The sequence below is a fragment of the Anaerotignum faecicola genome (genome assembly GCA_024460105.1).
Lineage (GTDB): Bacteria > Bacillota > Clostridia > Lachnospirales > Anaerotignaceae > JANFXS01.
Genome location: JANFXS010000005.1, coordinates 222,596 through 239,115 on the forward strand (window position 1 = coordinate 222,596; position 16,520 = coordinate 239,115).

Annotated in this window: 15 protein-coding genes and 1 pseudogene; 13 read left to right on the forward strand and 3 right to left on the reverse strand. The window is 39.6% G+C overall.

What is annotated here, in order from left to right:
* The first annotated feature begins 4 nt into the window (after positions 1–4).
* The gene (locus NE664_10135; protein ID MCQ4727002.1) at positions 5–1,972 is read left to right on the forward strand and encodes an ABC transporter permease; all 1,968 of its coding nucleotides are present in this window, start codon (positions 5–7) and stop codon (positions 1,970–1,972) included.
* A gap of 329 nt (positions 1,973–2,301) precedes the next feature.
* Here the strand turns inward: NE664_10135 and NE664_10140 are convergent, their stop codons facing one another.
* The gene (locus tag NE664_10140) at positions 2,302–2,487 is read right to left on the reverse strand and encodes a hypothetical protein (protein MCQ4727003.1); all 186 of its coding nucleotides are present in this window, start codon (positions 2,485–2,487) and stop codon (positions 2,302–2,304) included.
* Positions 2,488–2,532: 45 nt separating this feature from the next.
* Here NE664_10140 and NE664_10145 point away from each other — a divergent pair, with 45 nt between their 5' ends.
* From NE664_10145 to NE664_10190, 10 genes and pseudogenes are all read left to right on the forward strand, one after another.
* Positions 2,533–2,958 carry a sigma-70 family RNA polymerase sigma factor gene (locus tag NE664_10145; GenBank protein MCQ4727004.1) on the forward strand — a complete coding sequence of 142 codons (426 nt, stop codon included), beginning with the start codon at positions 2,533–2,535 and terminating at the stop codon, positions 2,956–2,958.
* 537 nt (positions 2,959–3,495) lie between these two features.
* Entirely contained in the window at positions 3,496–3,726 is a 231-nt protein-coding gene (locus NE664_10150; GenBank protein MCQ4727005.1) for a helix-turn-helix domain-containing protein, read from the forward strand.
* Positions 3,727–3,810: 84 nt separating this feature from the next.
* Positions 3,811–5,028, forward strand: coding sequence for a site-specific integrase (locus tag NE664_10155; GenBank protein MCQ4727006.1), 1,218 nt, complete (start codon positions 3,811–3,813; stop codon positions 5,026–5,028).
* Between the two features lie 148 nt (positions 5,029–5,176).
* A complete protein-coding gene (locus tag NE664_10160; GenBank protein ID MCQ4727007.1) occupies positions 5,177–6,388 on the forward strand; it encodes a site-specific integrase in 1,212 nt (403 codons plus the stop codon).
* A gap of 340 nt (positions 6,389–6,728) precedes the next feature.
* Positions 6,729–7,370: a hypothetical protein gene (locus tag NE664_10165; GenBank protein ID MCQ4727008.1), complete on the forward strand. Its 642-nt coding sequence runs from the start codon at positions 6,729–6,731 to the stop codon at positions 7,368–7,370.
* A 207-nt stretch (positions 7,371–7,577) separates the two neighbouring features.
* The gene (locus NE664_10170; protein ID MCQ4727009.1) at positions 7,578–9,065 is read left to right on the forward strand and encodes an Eco57I restriction-modification methylase domain-containing protein; all 1,488 of its coding nucleotides are present in this window, start codon (positions 7,578–7,580) and stop codon (positions 9,063–9,065) included.
* A gap of 37 nt (positions 9,066–9,102) precedes the next feature.
* A pseudogene (locus tag NE664_10175) lies at positions 9,103–9,975 on the forward strand (restriction endonuclease).
* Between the two features lie 371 nt (positions 9,976–10,346).
* Positions 10,347–10,745: a hypothetical protein gene (locus tag NE664_10180; protein ID MCQ4727010.1), complete on the forward strand. Its 399-nt coding sequence runs from the start codon at positions 10,347–10,349 to the stop codon at positions 10,743–10,745.
* A gap of 209 nt (positions 10,746–10,954) precedes the next feature.
* Positions 10,955–11,878, forward strand: a complete 924-nt coding sequence (locus tag NE664_10185) for a hypothetical protein (protein ID MCQ4727011.1) — start codon at positions 10,955–10,957, stop codon at positions 11,876–11,878.
* A 249-nt stretch (positions 11,879–12,127) separates the two neighbouring features.
* Positions 12,128–12,508: a GNAT family N-acetyltransferase gene (locus tag NE664_10190; protein ID MCQ4727012.1), complete on the forward strand. Its 381-nt coding sequence runs from the start codon at positions 12,128–12,130 to the stop codon at positions 12,506–12,508.
* Between the two features lie 461 nt (positions 12,509–12,969).
* Here the strand turns inward: NE664_10190 and NE664_10195 are convergent, their stop codons facing one another.
* Entirely contained in the window at positions 12,970–13,515 is a 546-nt protein-coding gene (locus NE664_10195) for a putative ABC transporter permease (protein ID MCQ4727013.1), read from the reverse strand.
* 177 nt (positions 13,516–13,692) lie between these two features.
* Here NE664_10195 and NE664_10200 point away from each other — a divergent pair, with 177 nt between their 5' ends.
* Positions 13,693–15,264 carry an MBL fold metallo-hydrolase gene (locus tag NE664_10200; protein ID MCQ4727014.1) on the forward strand — a complete coding sequence of 524 codons (1,572 nt, stop codon included), beginning with the start codon at positions 13,693–13,695 and terminating at the stop codon, positions 15,262–15,264.
* A gap of 28 nt (positions 15,265–15,292) precedes the next feature.
* Here the strand turns inward: NE664_10200 and NE664_10205 are convergent, their stop codons facing one another.
* The gene (locus NE664_10205; protein ID MCQ4727015.1) at positions 15,293–15,466 is read right to left on the reverse strand and encodes a hypothetical protein; all 174 of its coding nucleotides are present in this window, start codon (positions 15,464–15,466) and stop codon (positions 15,293–15,295) included.
* A 104-nt stretch (positions 15,467–15,570) separates the two neighbouring features.
* Here NE664_10205 and NE664_10210 point away from each other — a divergent pair, with 104 nt between their 5' ends.
* The gene (locus tag NE664_10210) at positions 15,571–16,296 is read left to right on the forward strand and encodes an NAD-dependent protein deacylase (GenBank protein MCQ4727016.1); all 726 of its coding nucleotides are present in this window, start codon (positions 15,571–15,573) and stop codon (positions 16,294–16,296) included.
* Positions 16,297–16,520 lie beyond the last annotated feature (224 nt).

Below are 16,520 nucleotides of genomic sequence, written 5' to 3' on the forward strand. Positions count from 1 at the left end.
TGTGATGATGTACTGGAAGTTAGCAATTCAAAATATTCGCAGAAGCCTGCGGGATTATATCATTTACTTTGTGACGCTTACCTTGACTGCGGCATTGATGTACTCATTTTTGGCATTGGGCTTTTCATCAGATGTTCTTGCTATGGCAGAAAATATGTCGATGCTGACTACTGGAATTCTGCTTATGTCAGCTCTGGTTGCTTTTATGTCCTCGTTTGTGATCGGTTATGCGATCCGCTTTATGCTGGGACGACGGAAAAAGGAGTTTGCAACCTACGAATTGATTGGCATGGAATCAAAGACAGTACGGAATTTGTTCCTTGCTGAAAACAGTATCATCGGCACTGGGGCCTTTCTGCTTGGTTCTTTGGTTGGCACAGGGCTTTCCGGTTTGCTGAATCAGGTGGTAAAAAATATCTTTGAGGTGCCGCATACCTATCAGGTTTCCTTTTCTCTCCAGGCATGGGCAGTAACATTTTTGTTTTTTGCCTTGATGTATGGTTTTGGGATGCTCCGAGCAGCAAAGATTATCCGGCATCAGAAAGTAATCGATCTGCTGTATGATAACCGCAAGAATGAAGAATACCGTTTCAAATCATTCCGCCATAGTCTTTTGGTAGTATTGCTCTCAATCGCTGCAATGGTTGCAGGCGTGATTTTGCTTGGGCGGATGCTTCAGACACAAACCAATGAAGCATTTTTGTACCTTGGCGGAGCCTGCCTGCTCATTCTGGTGGGTGTTTACGAGCTGCATCGCCAGATTCCGCTTTTGCTGCACCGATTTGCAAAACAAAATCTGCGCCATAAGTACAAAGAAGAAAATCTGTTCTTCCTGGGGCAGATTGGGCGGCGCATCCATTCTGCTGGCCGGACAATGGCTGTGGTGGCGATTCTTTTAACCATATCCCTGGCAACCATGTTTGTGGGGCTTACAATGGGAGCAGGCTACAAAGCCAACATGAAAGCCTATTATCCCTATGATGCAGGCGTGGCGATTGATGCACCTTTAGAAAAATCCAACATGGATTCCATCGTTTCCTTTACAGAGGAGCATTGTGGAGTCGAGGATTCTGTGAGCTATTATCTGTATGCGGTTCCTGAAAAACCGATTGAAGCCTTGTCCTTGTCCGACTATAACCATCTGCGTGAAATCCTGGGGCTTTCTCCTGTTGTCATGGGCAACAACGAATTTTTGGTTCATTGTGATACATGGAACTATATGGACGGAATCCGGCAGGGCTTGAAGCAGCAGCCGGAGATCACATTAAATGGTCGAACCTTGACTATTGCAGAGACACCAATCCTGACGGAGCCGATGGAGCAGTATCAAATGGCCGGAACGAAGGGATATGTACTTGTTCTGCCGGATGAAGCAACTTCACAATTAGTCGGAGAAAAAATCCGTCTGGCGATGAAACTGGAAGATGGCGGATACCCGGAATTGAAAAGCGACTTGAAGCAATTCCTGAACAGTGGGAAATGGCAGCCGGAATTGCAGTCCGGTCAACAGCTCCCGGAAAAAGTAACGATGGGTGTTACAGTAAAGGCGTGGGGTGTTGCCAATTCGCTGACTGGATTTACAGCTATTTCGTTCTGCGGATTGTATTTAAGCATTATTTTTATCATCCTATCCTGCTCGGTTCTTGCATTTGAGCAGCTTTCTGCCATAGACAAAAACCAGAAGAATTATGCAGTCATTGACCGTTTGGGTGTACCGGGCCACAGGCAGGCTTCCCTGATTCGCAGGGAACTGTCCACAGTCTTTTTGATCCCACTGCTATTCCCTCTTTTGCTGACGATTTTGCTGATAGCAGGGGCACAGTTCTTTTTCGGAGAGGCAATCTTGCAGCAGGGACTTGTACCTCTTTATGGTCTGGTGACGATTCTGCTATTCTGTGCAATCTACCTGACCTATTTTGGTGCAACAATGTTCTTATTCAAACGGGTTATTCTTCGACCGGAAATGAGATAAAAATTGAATTGCTACAAAAATGAAGCAATTCAGCCTGTTTTCTTGCTGAAAAAGAAAGCGATTAGGAGATTTCTGCAACATTTGGTTTTTATCATAGAATTAAAAGTAAGATAGAAAATGTGATTAAATCTGCCGAACGATGGCAAAAGAAAAAAAGCCGTCGTACAGCAGACATATTTCTATGCACCTATGAAGTGGCGGCTTTGAGAAATCAGAGCCGCCGTTTCTTTTTGTTTTTCCAACGATGCTCATGCGATTAAGAGGGCGGTACACAGGAGGATACCGCCATGGCAATTATCGTCATTCATAGCACCCATGAGCTTCATCAATTAAAAAAAGTCTTGTCCCTCCTCCGGGGAGGTATGACTATCAATCAGTATTATCATTCCATCTAAATCAGCAAAATAGTAGGTATTTTTGTTGCGCCAGTTTCCAATTGTGGGGAGCTGGCGCTTTTTGGTATCGGTTTTTCGGGAAAGCCCCCGAAGTATGTCGCTGCCGATCACCACCTCCATTCGATTCACTCGCTAATCGCCCATGAATCGAAATGGAGGTACATAATGAAGAAAGTCAATCTTAGGGAGTTGTATCCTGATATATACAAAACGGATGTTTTTATAGAAGTAAGCAGTGAAGTACAAGAAGTATTCCTGACAGATAAGCGAGCAGAAGCTGCACGCCAGCGCCAGATGTATAACTACAAAGCGTACTATTCTCTGGACTGTGATAATGGTATAGAGAAACAGGTAGTGTATCAGCCGCCGACGCCAGAAATGCTCATGGAGGAAAAGCAGCTTCGAGAACAGCTCTATTCTGCGGTGATGGCCTTACCGGAGAAGCAGGCAAAGAGGATTTATGCTCGGTTTTATCTGGGTATGACAGTTAAAGAAATTGCCAAGACAGAAGGCGTTGATCTCAGTAGAGTGTATGACAGCATCCAACGCGGTTTGAAATGGCTGGCTAAAAATTTGAAAAAGTTTGATTAGCATAGCGAAAATCTTGCTCTTTTTTTCATTACTATTAGAAGGACAAGTTTTCCCCCTTCAACAGCACTTTGACAATTTCATAGACAGCATAACAGGTACATAACCCGTGTACGAGCGAGTGTGGAACGCCGCGAAGATGGAGCAGCTAGGGAGGTGATGAACAGAGCTATTTCGGAGCGATCTACGATTCCACAAAGCGGATGATGGCAGATCTGCCGCGAGGACTGCACGGGGGCTTAAAGATACTTCCTCACGGCCTCCTAAAGACTTGGGGGGAACCCTACGGCGCACGAGTAAAACGACGCTGCGGAGTTATGACAACCGCGCCAGCGGAGACCTGTTATGTTCCCATCGTCAGGGTTGCGTGGCAAATGTGACGAGAATTGAGTCATATTAAAATAGGAAGAGACTGCTCTTTTGGGTGGCCGCTTTCTATTCAAAATCAGATACCATGCGCTGGCAGTTTCGGCTGCCAGCGTATTCATGTGATTTTGAAAGCACTATGATAACCTTGACAGATTGGAGGGAATATAGTCTATGGAAAAGCTCATTACACGAAAAGAAGCTGCTGAAATCTTAGGAATCAGCATAGCAACGCTGGATGCCGCCCGTAACAACGGCTTGATCTCTTATGTGCAGTATGTTCAGAATGGCTGTGTGTATTTTACTGCGGCAGGTCTCCAGGAGTATATCGCAAAATGCACGCACAGGGCAAAGCCTGTTGAGAGAAGCGCAACTTACCGTAAACCTCGAAGCGGAAGATCGTGAGCCAGTCCGTATCCTTGATGGAATCAGAGATGTTTGATAAAACAAAGGTACAGCGCTGGAGATTATTCTTAGGAGGTGGAGGAATTGGCAAATAGAAAAATAATACTTCCTCAATATGGCACAGTCATGAAAAGAGGTGTCCTATATTATAGGACCAGAATTAAAGATGCGAATGGTAAGCTCGTAGCTATCTACGCAAAAACACCTGAAGAACTATATAACAAAGAAACGCTTGCATTGGAACAGATTGAGAATGCCACTTTTCATCGGAAAACGCCCACAGTTGCAGAGTATTGTGAAAAGTGGCTGCTGATGCAGTCGGTTCATGTACGAGCTACTACTTTGACGGATTACACCTCAAAGGTCAGGCGGCATATTATAGCGGAATTGGGAGATAAACGGATGGGAGAGGTTAGCCTGGATGATATTCAGCTTGCCCTTGTTCCGGTTTCCAAGAAATCCGCATCGGTTTATAAATCTGTGGTAATTCTCTATAAGTCTATCTTTCGCGCAGCGATGGAAAGCAGGATCATTGACCATAACCCGACGATTTATCTGACGACAAAAGGTGGCGGTGTTCCACAAGAGGATCGTCAGGCTTTGACAGATGAACAGGCAGAGCGCCTTTTGGATGCTATCCGAGATTTGCCGCCTTATGTCTTTGTCATGATTGGTTTATATGCAGGGCTGCGCCGGGAAGAAATTCTTGCTCTGCAATGGGATTCAGTATATCTGGATACGGATACTCCATATCTGACGGTAAGGCGGGCATGGCACACAGAACACAACAGACCGGTGATCTCAGATGAATTGAAAACCAAGGCTGCGGAGAGAAATATCCCCCTTCCTGTTTGTTTGGCTGAGTGCTTGAAAGCAGCAAAGGAAGCCTCGACTTCGGAGTATGTAGTTTCAAACCGGGATGGCGATCCATTGTCCTATACGCAGTTTAAGCGGCTGTGGCAGTATATTGTTACGAGAACGGTCAAGGAACGGAGCTATTACCGGTATGAAGATGGAAAAAGAGTAAGGCATACTGTCACACCTGTCTTGGGAGAAAAGGCTGCTCATAACGGAAAAGTGGTTTACAGTCTGGACTTTGAGGTAACACCCCATCAGCTGCGGCATACTTACATCACCAATCTTATTCATGCGTCGGTAGATCCCAAAACGGTTCAATACCTGGCAGGCCATGAAAGCAGCAAGATCACCATGGACATCTATGCAAAGGTTAAGTATAACAGGCCGGATGAACTGGTCAGATCAATGAGTTGCGCGTTTGCAAGCTGGGACACAGCACAGTAATAATAAAATAGGAAGTAAAGCAGGAGCGAGGCAAGGATGTCTCGCTCTTTGTTTTACATCAGCCGTATCTTTGATTAAATCGAGGCTTTCTGATAAAAAGAGAGTGTAGATACGGAGACTACACATTATCAAGAAAGGACGATCAAAGATGGCAAAAAAGAAAACACAGATCCCGAAGTATGGGACCATTACATTGAAAGGAATCCAGTATTACAGAACCAGGATTACGGATGCAGATGGCAAAGAATTGAGTTTGTATGCCGCTACTTGTGAAGAATTGTATGAGAAGCAGTTAGAGGCCCGGAAGCAGGTGGAAGAAATTATCTTTCACCGGCAGCACCCGACAGTAGCCGAGTATGGAGAGAAGTGGCTGCTGATGCAGTCGGCAAAAGTGTCTGCGTCTACACTCAGAGGTTATACGAGGGATATGACAAACTATATCATAAAACCTCTGGGAGAGATGTATATGGAAGAAGTGACCGCTGACGATATTCGGCTGGCGCTTGTTCCATTGTCAAAGAAATCGGAAGGCTTATATAATAAGGTCAATATGCTGCTCAAGTGCATTTTTTATACAGCAGAGCGAAACAAAATCCTTGAACACAACCCCTGTGCAGGAATATCTGGTAAAGGCGGAAAACCGACAAAAAAGAAGGAGGCATTGACAGATCAACAGGTAGCCGTGCTTCTGGATACAGTCAAGGGGCTTCCTCCATATTTGTTTATTATGCTCGGTTTGTATTCCGGTCTGCGTCGGGAAGAAATTCTTGCACTGCAATGGGATTGTGTATTTCTGGACGAGACCACCCCGTATCTATCAGTAAGGCGGGCATGGCGTACAGAGCATAACAGGCCCGTGATTTCTACGGTGCTAAAAACTCCGGCGGCAAAAAGGGATATTCCGATACCGAAGTGCTTGGTGGATTGTCTAAGAGAAGCGAAAGAGAATTCCATATCAGATTATGTGATTGCTGACAGCAAAGGGGAGCCGCTGGCTGCTTCGCAGTTTCAAAGAGTGTGGCAGTATGTAGTTGTTCGGTCCACCAAGCCCCGGAACTATTATAAGTATGTAAATGGGGAGAGTATCAAATATACGGTTACTCCAACGCTGGGCATGACCCAAAAGAATCAACCCAAAATCAAATATACGCTGGACTTCGATGTGACACCCCATCAGCTACGGCACACTTACATCACCAATCTTCTCTATGCGGGCGTTGATCCAAAGACAGTGCAGTACCTTGCCGGACACGAAAACAGCAAAACAACTATGGACATCTATGCAAAAGTGAAGTACAATAAACCAGAGGAGCTATTTGGGGTAGTAAATGGTGCGTTTCATCAGCCTGTCGCTGAATGAAAAAGGGCCGTTTTTTATGGTCCGCATACCGGATAACTGAGAAGCAGAAAGCCGGAAAAGCCCAGAATATCAAGGAAAAACAGCTCAAAAACTCGCGCAATACGGCCTCAAGGCAGCTCGTCGCGCGCCTCAGTTCTCAAAGAGGTAATTTCCGATTTTCTTATACCAATATTATGCCGTATATATACGGCAAGTTATGCATTATTAATAAATATAAAAGGATGTTTCCTGTCTGGAAACATCCTTTTTAAATATTTCGGAAGATTTTAAATTTAAATGTTTTCATGCGCAATTGCATAAAGTTTAATATCTGTAAATAAATTGGTTTGGAGGAGAGCGAATGGAAAACGGAAAAAGCAAATTCGGTTACACTCTGCAAATATATTATTTAGCGGCTTTAACTTTTATTTTGCCGGTAAATATGCTGTTAATTGCGATTATGCCTTTAATTGCGGCCGTTATATTTATAATATTGTATTTTTCCATTGTTATGAGTATTGGTTGTTTAAATATATTAAAATCTTTTAAATCGGCGGCCGATGGGAGAACCGGGTATTGTATCAATTCCATGCTTATATTAAAATATGGCCTTGTTGTTTTTTTCCTGCTGAATTTTTTAATGTTTGCATTTATATCGTTTATCGCATTAGTTGCCAGCCGCGGAACAATTATATTTGCTTTTCCAATTACGATTCCGTTTTTTGTAATTGCATTTCTTTTATCATGGGTTATGCTTATACCCGGGGCGTTTTACGGAGTCCAGGCGGCAAGGATAAGTTATGATGCGGGAAAAATCGGATTTGGCGAAATGATTCTGCATTGCATACTTCAGTTCTGTTTTGTTGCGGACGTTTTTGACGCTATGTATCTGTCTGTTGTAAAATGGGGTATGGGGAAAAAGAGTTCAGCGGCAATAGCGATATTAAGCTTTTTTATGGCGGGCGGAATTATATTTTTATTTGCAAAGATTTTTGCGTTTTAAAATATAAGGTTTTTTAAGAATACATATTTACCAGAACAATGGTTCATATGCGGAATTTATAAAAGGATATTTTTTATAGAAGAAAAAAATAAGTGACAATAATGGTTTAGCACATAGTAAACGGGTTAGAAAAAAGGTTCCGTCAGTTGAAAAGACCCGATTATTGAGTATAATTGATTTATGTAGATAAGCATGAGGTGAGATGAAGTGTTAGAGAAAATTATTGAACTCACAAATTTGTATATAGAAAATATGCCTAAAAAGGAACGGAAGAAGTATGGGCAGTTTTTTACAAGTATGGAAACGGCAAGATTTATGGCAAGTTTATATAAACATCCGGCAGGAAAATCATGTATAAAGGTTTTGGACGCAGGTGCAGGTTCTGGTATATTGTCATGTGCTTTCATTGAATGGATTGAACAGTTTGATTATATAGCAGAAATCGACTTGGTTTGTTATGAGAGTGATGAAAGTGTTTTAGAACTTTTAAAAGAAAACCTGGAGTATTGCAAGGAAAATTCCACAAAAAGGATCAAATATGATATTAAGACAGAAAACTATATCACAAGTCAATATTTAGATTTTAATTCAATGATAGGAGGAAATACTACCCCGCCTAAATTTGATTATGTGATTGGAAACCCGCCATATATGAAAATACCCAAAAATGCACCAGAAGCAACAGCTATGCCGGAAGTATGTTATGGAGCACCCAATATGTATTTTATATTTGCGGCTATGGGACTCTTTAATTTAAAAGATAATGGCGAAATGGTCTATATTATTCCACGTTCATGGACATCGGGAGCATATTTTAAGAGATTTCGCCAATATTTTTTGACACATGGGAAATTGGAACACATTCATTTGTTTGTTAGTCGAAGCAAAGTGTTTGATAAAGAAGATGTTTTACAGGAAACAATCATTATAAAAGTTAGAAAAACAAATAAAAGCCCAGAAGAAGTGAAGATTACTTCTTCTAAATCCAATAAAGATTTTGATGAAATAACTTCTTTGACAGTACCATATTCTCTGGTAGTTTCGGGAGAAGATTACTATGTATATTTGGTAACAAATAATGAAGAAGTTGCTGTATTAGAACGCTTGCACAGGTTTAACTGCACATTACCGGACATAGGCGTTAAAATGAAAACGGGATTGACTGTAGATTTTAGAAATCGTGATATACTTCGTGATGATGAAGAAGATGGTGCGATTCCACTGTTTTATTCACAGCATATTAAACGGGGAACGGTGGAATTCCCGATTCAGAAAGAGCATGAATATGTAGTAACAGATCTACGTGGACTTATGCAGGACAATAAAAATTATTTGTTTGTAAAGAGATTTACAGCAAAAGAAGAACCACGCAGATTACAATGTGGAATTTATTTGGCAAAGAATTACCCGCAATATGAGAAAATCAGTACACAAAATAAAATCAATTTTATTGATGGATTGTCGGGGGAGATGTCAGAATGTTTAGTATATGGGTTGTATGTACTTTTTAATTCTACTTTGTATGATGAATACTACAGGATTTTAAATGATTCTACGCAGGTAAATTCTACGGAAGTAAATTCGATGCCAGTGCCGGATATAGAAAGCATACAAGAGATGGGCAAAAAATTGATGAGGACAAAGGATTTATCGGAAAGCAACTGTGATTTGATTTTGGAGGAATATTGTGGATAAAATTGAAGAAGCAAGAAAATTTTTGGAATTAGTGGGTATGCCAAAAGCACAACAAGCAGATATATGCTGTTATGTTCTGCTTGCAATGGCAGATATTAAACCGGATATGCGATGGGATGAAGCAAAGAATGAATGGATTCGTATTCATGATATTATTCAGTTTTCTAACACCTTATATGGAACTACTTATGCAGAAAATAGTCGGGAAACATTTCGTAAACAGGCGTTGCATAGATTTAGAACTGCAGCATTAGTCGAAGACAATGGAAAGGCAACCAATAGTCCTAATTACAGATATAGGCTTACTGAGGAAACTTTAAAGATGTTGAAAACATTTCAGTCTGTGGAATGGCAAAAATCCTTAAATCGTTTTCTGACATACCATGATAAATTGATTGATATTTATGCTTCAAAAAAGAAAATGACAATGATGCCAGTAAAAATCAATGGGGCAGACTTTAAATTTTCTGCTGGAAAACATAATGAATTACAGAAGGCTATCATTGGAGAATTTGCTCCGAGATTCGCCCCTAATGCAGAGTGTTTATATGTAGGCGATACTACAGAAAAAGATTTGGTTAAGAATGTTGAGAAATTGACAGAGCTAGGATTTGAAATTACTTTACATGACAAAATGCCTGATGTTGTTTTGTACAGATAAGATAAAAATTGGATTTATTTTATAGAATCCGTAACTTCTGTAGGACCGATGGATCCCAAACGAATCATTGAAATCACTGAAATGACAGAAAATGTTACAGCTGGAAAGATTTTTGCCACAGCTTTTCTGGATTTTAAGACATATAAGAAATTTTCTGAGGCATTGGCGTGGGAAACGGAAGTTTGGATTGCAGAGATGCCGGAGCACATGATACACTTGAACGGGGATAAGTTTTTGGGGCCGAGATAAAGAACTTGGTAATACTAACACACCACAGAAACATCGTTGAAGAAATATTAAGTTGATTTCGATGATAAATTATTGATATACAAAAACAAATGGAAATGAAAAGATATATATAACACAAAATGCTCATTAGTAGGTGTTTGATTTTAGTTTGTAATGCTAGTTGAAAAGGAACTTCAATCCTCATCCAAAGAGGAGTGAGTTCCTTTTTTATAAGATTTGCGATGTTTGGAATTTGTGCTTTAATGGAATGTTAATTGTGAAATAAAAAAGTATTTAGTGTTTTTCTCTTGCAATAACCATGTTGATATTGTGATGCGGTTGGTATATAATTTAAATCGTTAGAGATTATCGAGTGCGAGGGAGGTGGATTTGTGAAATTTAATTTTGATTGGAATTGTGTTGCGGCTGGTGCACCATATATTACAATTAGTGAATTGGCACTTGGATTTAATTTGCCTTCTATATCGCTGCTTGGAAATCCTGAAGAAGTGGTTGTAGGCTTTGATGAAAAGACAATGACCATTGGCGTAAAGCAATATGACGGCACTGAAAATGTAAAATCATATAAATTTTACAGCAGAATGAAGAACGGATGGGTGAGAATTGGGTGCAAAGATTTTGTGAAATACCTGTCAACATTAACTGGGTTGAAATTTAATCCGGCAATTCGTTATGTTGCTAAGTTTGATACAGAGGATAGAATTTTATATATTTCTGTATTGGATGCGCTTGAGAATGAAGAAAATAAGGAGGTGGATGGGAATTATTAAAAGAACCAAATATAAACAAAAAGCACATCAGTAGCTACTGCAATAGCTTTGATGTGCCTCTGTCAATGTGCTATACACATTTCTCTGCAAGAATAGTATAGCACATCCTTGACAGATTTCAAGAAAAAAATGTAACAGGGTGTATTTTTTATACCCAAAAATGAAATCTAAAATCCCAAATATCTCATTGGGAAGAAAGGATGTAAATTATGAAGAAGCATTATGTATCAGAATATTGGAATAAAGGAGTAAAGGGGCATCTCTATTATGATTTTGTAGATGCAGCGGTAAATGATGACAATTTGTTGTTTATAGATCCGTTGCTAATTGAATTAGCGGATGACGAATGGTGTCAAGAAGCGAATAAGAGAATTCAATCATTTTTCGATGAGTTTTACAAAGCGTATAGAGAGAAAGATATAGACAGAAAGAGGGAATTGTTGTCACATGGTGGAGAGCAGAATGGAACTCGTTTTGGCTTTGGGCGTGGTGACAATGGAAAAGGAAACACAGTAAATGGGTTGCTTGAAATATTTGCTCCTTTAGAAGAACTTCTTCCAACAATCTCTACAATGAAAAAAGCGGAAGATCTCCCATTGTTGATTCCCAATTTTGCAGAAGAGGGTCTGTCAGATTTGATTACAAATATTCTTCATGAGCAGTTAAATAACTTTACATTAAAACAGATGGAGAAATATGGTGTGGAGAGCAACAGATTTTTACAGTTTTGGACATGGGATGTGAATGAGTTATGTTGGAAAATAATAGAAAGAGCATCATATTGTGTCGACAATAAAGAACTGCTTGTTGTCCCAAAACATATTGTTAGAAAAAAATATTTGTTTCGTATAAGCCAGTATTTTAACAGAATTATACTTGAACGCGTTCGTGAAGAAGGCGGATATATGGATGGGGATAAACCTATTCCAAAGAAAGAAATAGTAAAGGCGAAAAGATTTTCGGGAGAACATTGGCAATATGACGAATCTGTTTCTTATACTAAAAAGGATAATGATGCTTTGAGAGAATATCATCAAAAACTGCCGCATTTTTATGCTGAAAATGGAGGGCCTATGGAGGATGAAGAATTAGATGAGTTGATATATAGATACTGTATAGAACAAACAGCGTAAGCGTATTTTGATTAAACAGAGTGGCAACATTTTGGCAACAAAAAATCAGTAAGCCAGAATAAATGATGTAATTGAAGTAAAAAATGGTGTGTATTTGTATGAAACTTAAATAAATACAGTTAATAATCAAAAAGAACACGTCGAGTTTGAACAACCCAACTAAAATGTTTTCGATTAAAGGCTTTTAAGTAACTTTTTACTTATCGTGGAATTAAGCGGAACAAGAAATCGGATGTCGGAGGAACAATAATGGACTATAAAGTAGACGATAAAGACCTTGATGTATCAATGTTTATTTCTTTTGTTAATCAAGTATGGCAAGGCGATTATGATATGGAGCAAACAAGGCGGGCGTTATCTAAAACAATGAATATAACAGCCTATGACAATGAAAATTTAGTAGGGTGTCTGCGGGTTCTTTCCGACGGTTACTATTTTGGAACAATTACAGAGCTGCTTGTTCTTCCCCAATATCAAAAACAGGGGATTGGAAGCAAACTTCTCCAACTTGCAAAAGACAATACGCCTACAATGTTATATTTCGGTTCTCAACCGGCAGCAGAGCAATTTTATGAAAAGAATGGGTGTCAAAAGAGTTTACAGTCCTACATGATAAAAAAGGAAAAGTAAGCGATAATTTCCGGCTAACAGTATGTTATATTTTAAAAATGTGTTGTTAATTCTATGAGATTTGCTGTAATAAATATGCGGCAGCATTTTGACAACAGAAAATCAGTAAGTCAGAATAAATGGTGTGATTGAAGTAAAGATGGGCGTGAATTTACATAAAACTAAAACAAATATAGTTAATAATAACAAAGAACATGCCGGGATGCAACAACTATGATATGAGATTATAATATTTTGACATTGCCGCTTTATGGATCTTAATGCCGTTCATTCGGCTCGTATTTATGTGGAATGAATGAACGGCAGCTAAAACGCAGACGGCAAGAGTCGTATGCATTTATAGAAACGGCATATAGAGGCTTTTTTGAATGATGACGGAAGTCTGATAATTAATTGGTAAATATGCAAACAACAGTATAGTAAGAAACTAAAAAACAGGCTGACGATATTCAGCCTGTTTTTTAGTTTCTTATCAAAGCAAATACAAAATCGGCAATCATAACGGCGGCAATTATGTATGATGTCATGCGTACAATGCGCGGTTCTATGTTCCCTATTATTTTTATAAAAAAAGGTTTAAGTACATATAGGAAAAACATACCGCCTATGCCGAAACGTATACTTGTACGCGGACAGATATAACCGTTTAAATTCATCCAGTCACTGCTGTAATCCCAAAGACGGAGATCAAATATTGCTTCCATAGCCCAGCCGGTTATATACTCGATTATTGACGTAATGATGACAATAAGTATAAAAACAACAGCCGGGGCGGCATTAATACCGAATATGGGAAGATTTTTTTCCATAATTGGTTTAAGGGTTATTATCAGCACAAGCGCTCCGAATCCATATACAGGCAGATATGGCCCTATTAAAAAGCCTCGGTTTACAAATCCCCAGCCGTATAAAAGGGCCAGTATTACTTCGTATATCCAGCCTATAACGCTGAAAGCAAAAAATAAAATTATAAATACAGGTATGTTTCCAATGACATTTTTATCCATAAAAACCCCCATTTCTTATTTTTATAATATCACAAATTAATAATATGTGGAATGTATTCGGCACAGTCTTAAATAATATGTAAGATTTTGTGCGGTTTTATGCCCGGTTAAAGTATAATTTCCTGCAAAAAACAGATAATAAATCTTAAAACACAGCAGTTTACGGGAGATGATTATTTGAAACTGACATTTTTAGGCGCGGCTCATGAGGTTACCGGGAGCTGTCATTATATTGAGGCATGTGGCAAAAGTATACTTTTGGACTGCGGCATGGAGCAGGGAAGGGATACATATGAAAATCAAAATATTCCAGTTAGCGAAAAAAATATCGATTATATATTCCTTTCACATGCCCACATAGACCATTCTGGGCTAATACCGTCTTTGTATAAAAACGGGTTCAGGGGAGAAATATACTGCACGGAAGAAACTTTTAAACTTTGCGGAATAATGCTAAAAGACAGCGCGCAAATTCAGGATTTTGAAACAAAATGGAAGAACAGGAAGGCGGTTAGGGCAGGGGAAAGCAAAGCGGAACCGATTTATACTACGGAAGATGTGCAGGGAGCTTTAAAGCTTTTCAGAACATGCAGTTATAATAAAAAAGCTAAAGTGTGCGAAGGAGTGGAAATAAGATTTAGGGACGCAGGCCATATGCTGGGCTCGGCTGAAATTGAAATATGGATTTCAGAATACGGAGTATCAAAGAAAATAGTTTTTTCCGGAGATATAGGAAATAAAGGACGTCCTATAATAAATGACCCAGAATATATAAAAGAAGCAGATTACATTATAATGGAATCAACTTACGGCGATCGTCTGCATGAAAAAAACCGCTGCGGAACAGATTTCTTGGCGGGCGTTATACAAAAAACATTCGACAGGGGAGGAAATCTGATTATACCGGCTTTTGCGGTGGGACGTACACAGGAGCTCCTTTATTATATTAGGGAAATAAAAGATAAAAGCGCGGTAAAAGGGCATGAAGGGTTCAGAGTATATATTGACAGCCCGCTTGCGGCCGAGGCGATAAAAGTATTTAACGAAAGCGTTTACAGCTGTTTTGACAAAGAGGCGGCAAAGCTTGCGGAAGAAGGCGTTGATCCCATAAGCTTTCCGGGACTGAAACTTGCCGTAACGGCCGAAGAATCAAGGGCTATAAATAATATTGAAGGTTCTAAGATAATTATTTCGGCGTCCGGTATGTGCGAAGGAGGGCGTATAAGGCATCATCTCAAACATAATTTATGGAGGACTGAGTGTACGGTGCTTTTAACCGGTTATCAGGCGGCGGGCAGTTTAGGGAGAATTTTGGCCGACGGGGCGGAGAAAGTTGAGCTTTTCAATGAAAAAATTAAAGTAAATGCAGAGATAGTAAGCTTTGCAGGCATCAGCGGCCACGCCGACAGAAACGGTCTTATTTCATGGGCAAAATTTTTCGGAAATAAAGTTGAAAGGGTTTTTGTCGTTCACGGCAGCGATATGGCCTGTGAGGAATTTTCGTCCGCGCTTAAAGAAGAATTAGGGCTCGATGTATACTGCCCATACAGCGGGGCTGAATTTGATTTGAAGGAGAATAAGGTTATCAAGGATGGGTTAAAAGTTCTTGCCGCGAATAAAAACCGCAAAGACAAAGAGCTGGAAATTGCTGTTAACAGGCTTATTGAGACGGCTAAATGCAGTGAAAACGGACTTGTGATGAACATGGACAAGCTGAAAGAGTATATGGGAAGTTTCCAAAACAGATAAAAGGGGGCTTTTTTGCCCCCGCCATTGTTTATTTCCTGCTTTGAAGTTCTTCAGCGTTTTGCTTCAGCTGTTCAAATGTGGTGATGTGCATAGCCCGGTCGCCGATAGCGTTTCTAACGGAAGAAGGCAGGGAATTATAAAATTTTCTTGCGTTTGCATCCTCGTCGACAAGGTTGTAAACGCTTGGGAATTTCTTTTTCATATTAATCACCTCAATAATAAGTATTCTCAAAATTTATTTAGGAATACGCAAAAGAAATATCCATATGCTGTAATTTTGTGGTATACTTTAAAAGGGTGATTTCTATGAATATTGAAAAATTAAAGGAATGGATTGAAAACAGCGGAAATATAGTTTTTTTCGGAGGCGCCGGAGTATCGACAGAAAGCGGCATACCTGATTTCAGGGGAGAGGCCGGTATTTACAAAACGGTTAGCGAATACGGCGTAAGGCCGGAAACAATACTTAGCCATACTTTTTTTATGAAAGAGCCGGAAATATTTTTTGATTATTATAAAAATTTTCTTCTCTATCCGGATGCAAAGCCCAATTCGGCACATTACGCTCTTGCGGAGCTTGAAAAAAGAGGAAAACTCAAAGCGGTTATAACCCAAAATATTGATAACCTGCATCAAAAGGCGGGAAGCAAGAATGTTTTGGAGCTACACGGCACGCTTTATAGAAATTATTGCATGAAATGTGGTGCGGAATATGACATAAATTTTGTTATAAACGGAGAAAATGTGCCTAAGTGTAAAAAATGTGCTGGTATTGTCCGCCCGGATGTGGTATTATATGAAGAAAGCTTGAACAGCGATACACTCAGCAAGGCGATAAGATTTATATCTGAAGCGGATATGCTTATAGTCGGAGGGACATCGCTTGCAGTATACCCGGCGGCAGGACTTATTAATTATTATAACGGAAACAGGCTTGTATTGATTAATAAAGGAACCACCGGTTTTGACAGCAGGGCTGACCTTATTATACACCGGAATATAGGCGAGGTTTTTGAAAAAATAATGAAATAAAATTTTTTTGAAAAAAATTTAAAAAAGGTGTTGACAAATAAAGGTTGTATTGCTATAATAAATCTCGCACTGTTGAACTTTGAAAAATAAATAGCGTATTAAACTAAACCCATAGTTAATTCTAAGCCCGAGAGGGCGAAAGTAATTCAACGGAAATAAAAAAGAAGCTAGTGGAAATCTTATGAAGAATGAGATATCCTAAGCGGGAGAACTTTAATATAAGA

Coding starts and splice junctions, on each gene's coding strand:
- NE664_10135 (MCQ4727002.1), top strand. CDS start 5: ATGATGTACTGGAAGTTAGCAATTCAAAATATTCGCAGAAGCCTGCGG.
- NE664_10140 (MCQ4727003.1), bottom strand. CDS start 2,487: ATGGAGGTGGTGATCGGCAGCGACATACTTCGGGGGCTTTCCCGAAAA.
- NE664_10145 (MCQ4727004.1), top strand. CDS start 2,533: ATGAAGAAAGTCAATCTTAGGGAGTTGTATCCTGATATATACAAAACG.
- NE664_10150 (MCQ4727005.1), top strand. CDS start 3,496: ATGGAAAAGCTCATTACACGAAAAGAAGCTGCTGAAATCTTAGGAATC.
- NE664_10160 (MCQ4727007.1), top strand. CDS start 5,177: ATGGCAAAAAAGAAAACACAGATCCCGAAGTATGGGACCATTACATTG.
- NE664_10165 (MCQ4727008.1), top strand. CDS start 6,729: ATGGAAAACGGAAAAAGCAAATTCGGTTACACTCTGCAAATATATTAT.
- NE664_10185 (MCQ4727011.1), top strand. CDS start 10,955: ATGAAGAAGCATTATGTATCAGAATATTGGAATAAAGGAGTAAAGGGG.
- NE664_10190 (MCQ4727012.1), top strand. CDS start 12,128: ATGGACTATAAAGTAGACGATAAAGACCTTGATGTATCAATGTTTATT.
- NE664_10195 (MCQ4727013.1), bottom strand. CDS start 13,515: ATGGATAAAAATGTCATTGGAAACATACCTGTATTTATAATTTTATTT.
- NE664_10205 (MCQ4727015.1), bottom strand. CDS start 15,466: ATGAAAAAGAAATTCCCAAGCGTTTACAACCTTGTCGACGAGGATGCA.
- NE664_10210 (MCQ4727016.1), top strand. CDS start 15,571: ATGAATATTGAAAAATTAAAGGAATGGATTGAAAACAGCGGAAATATA.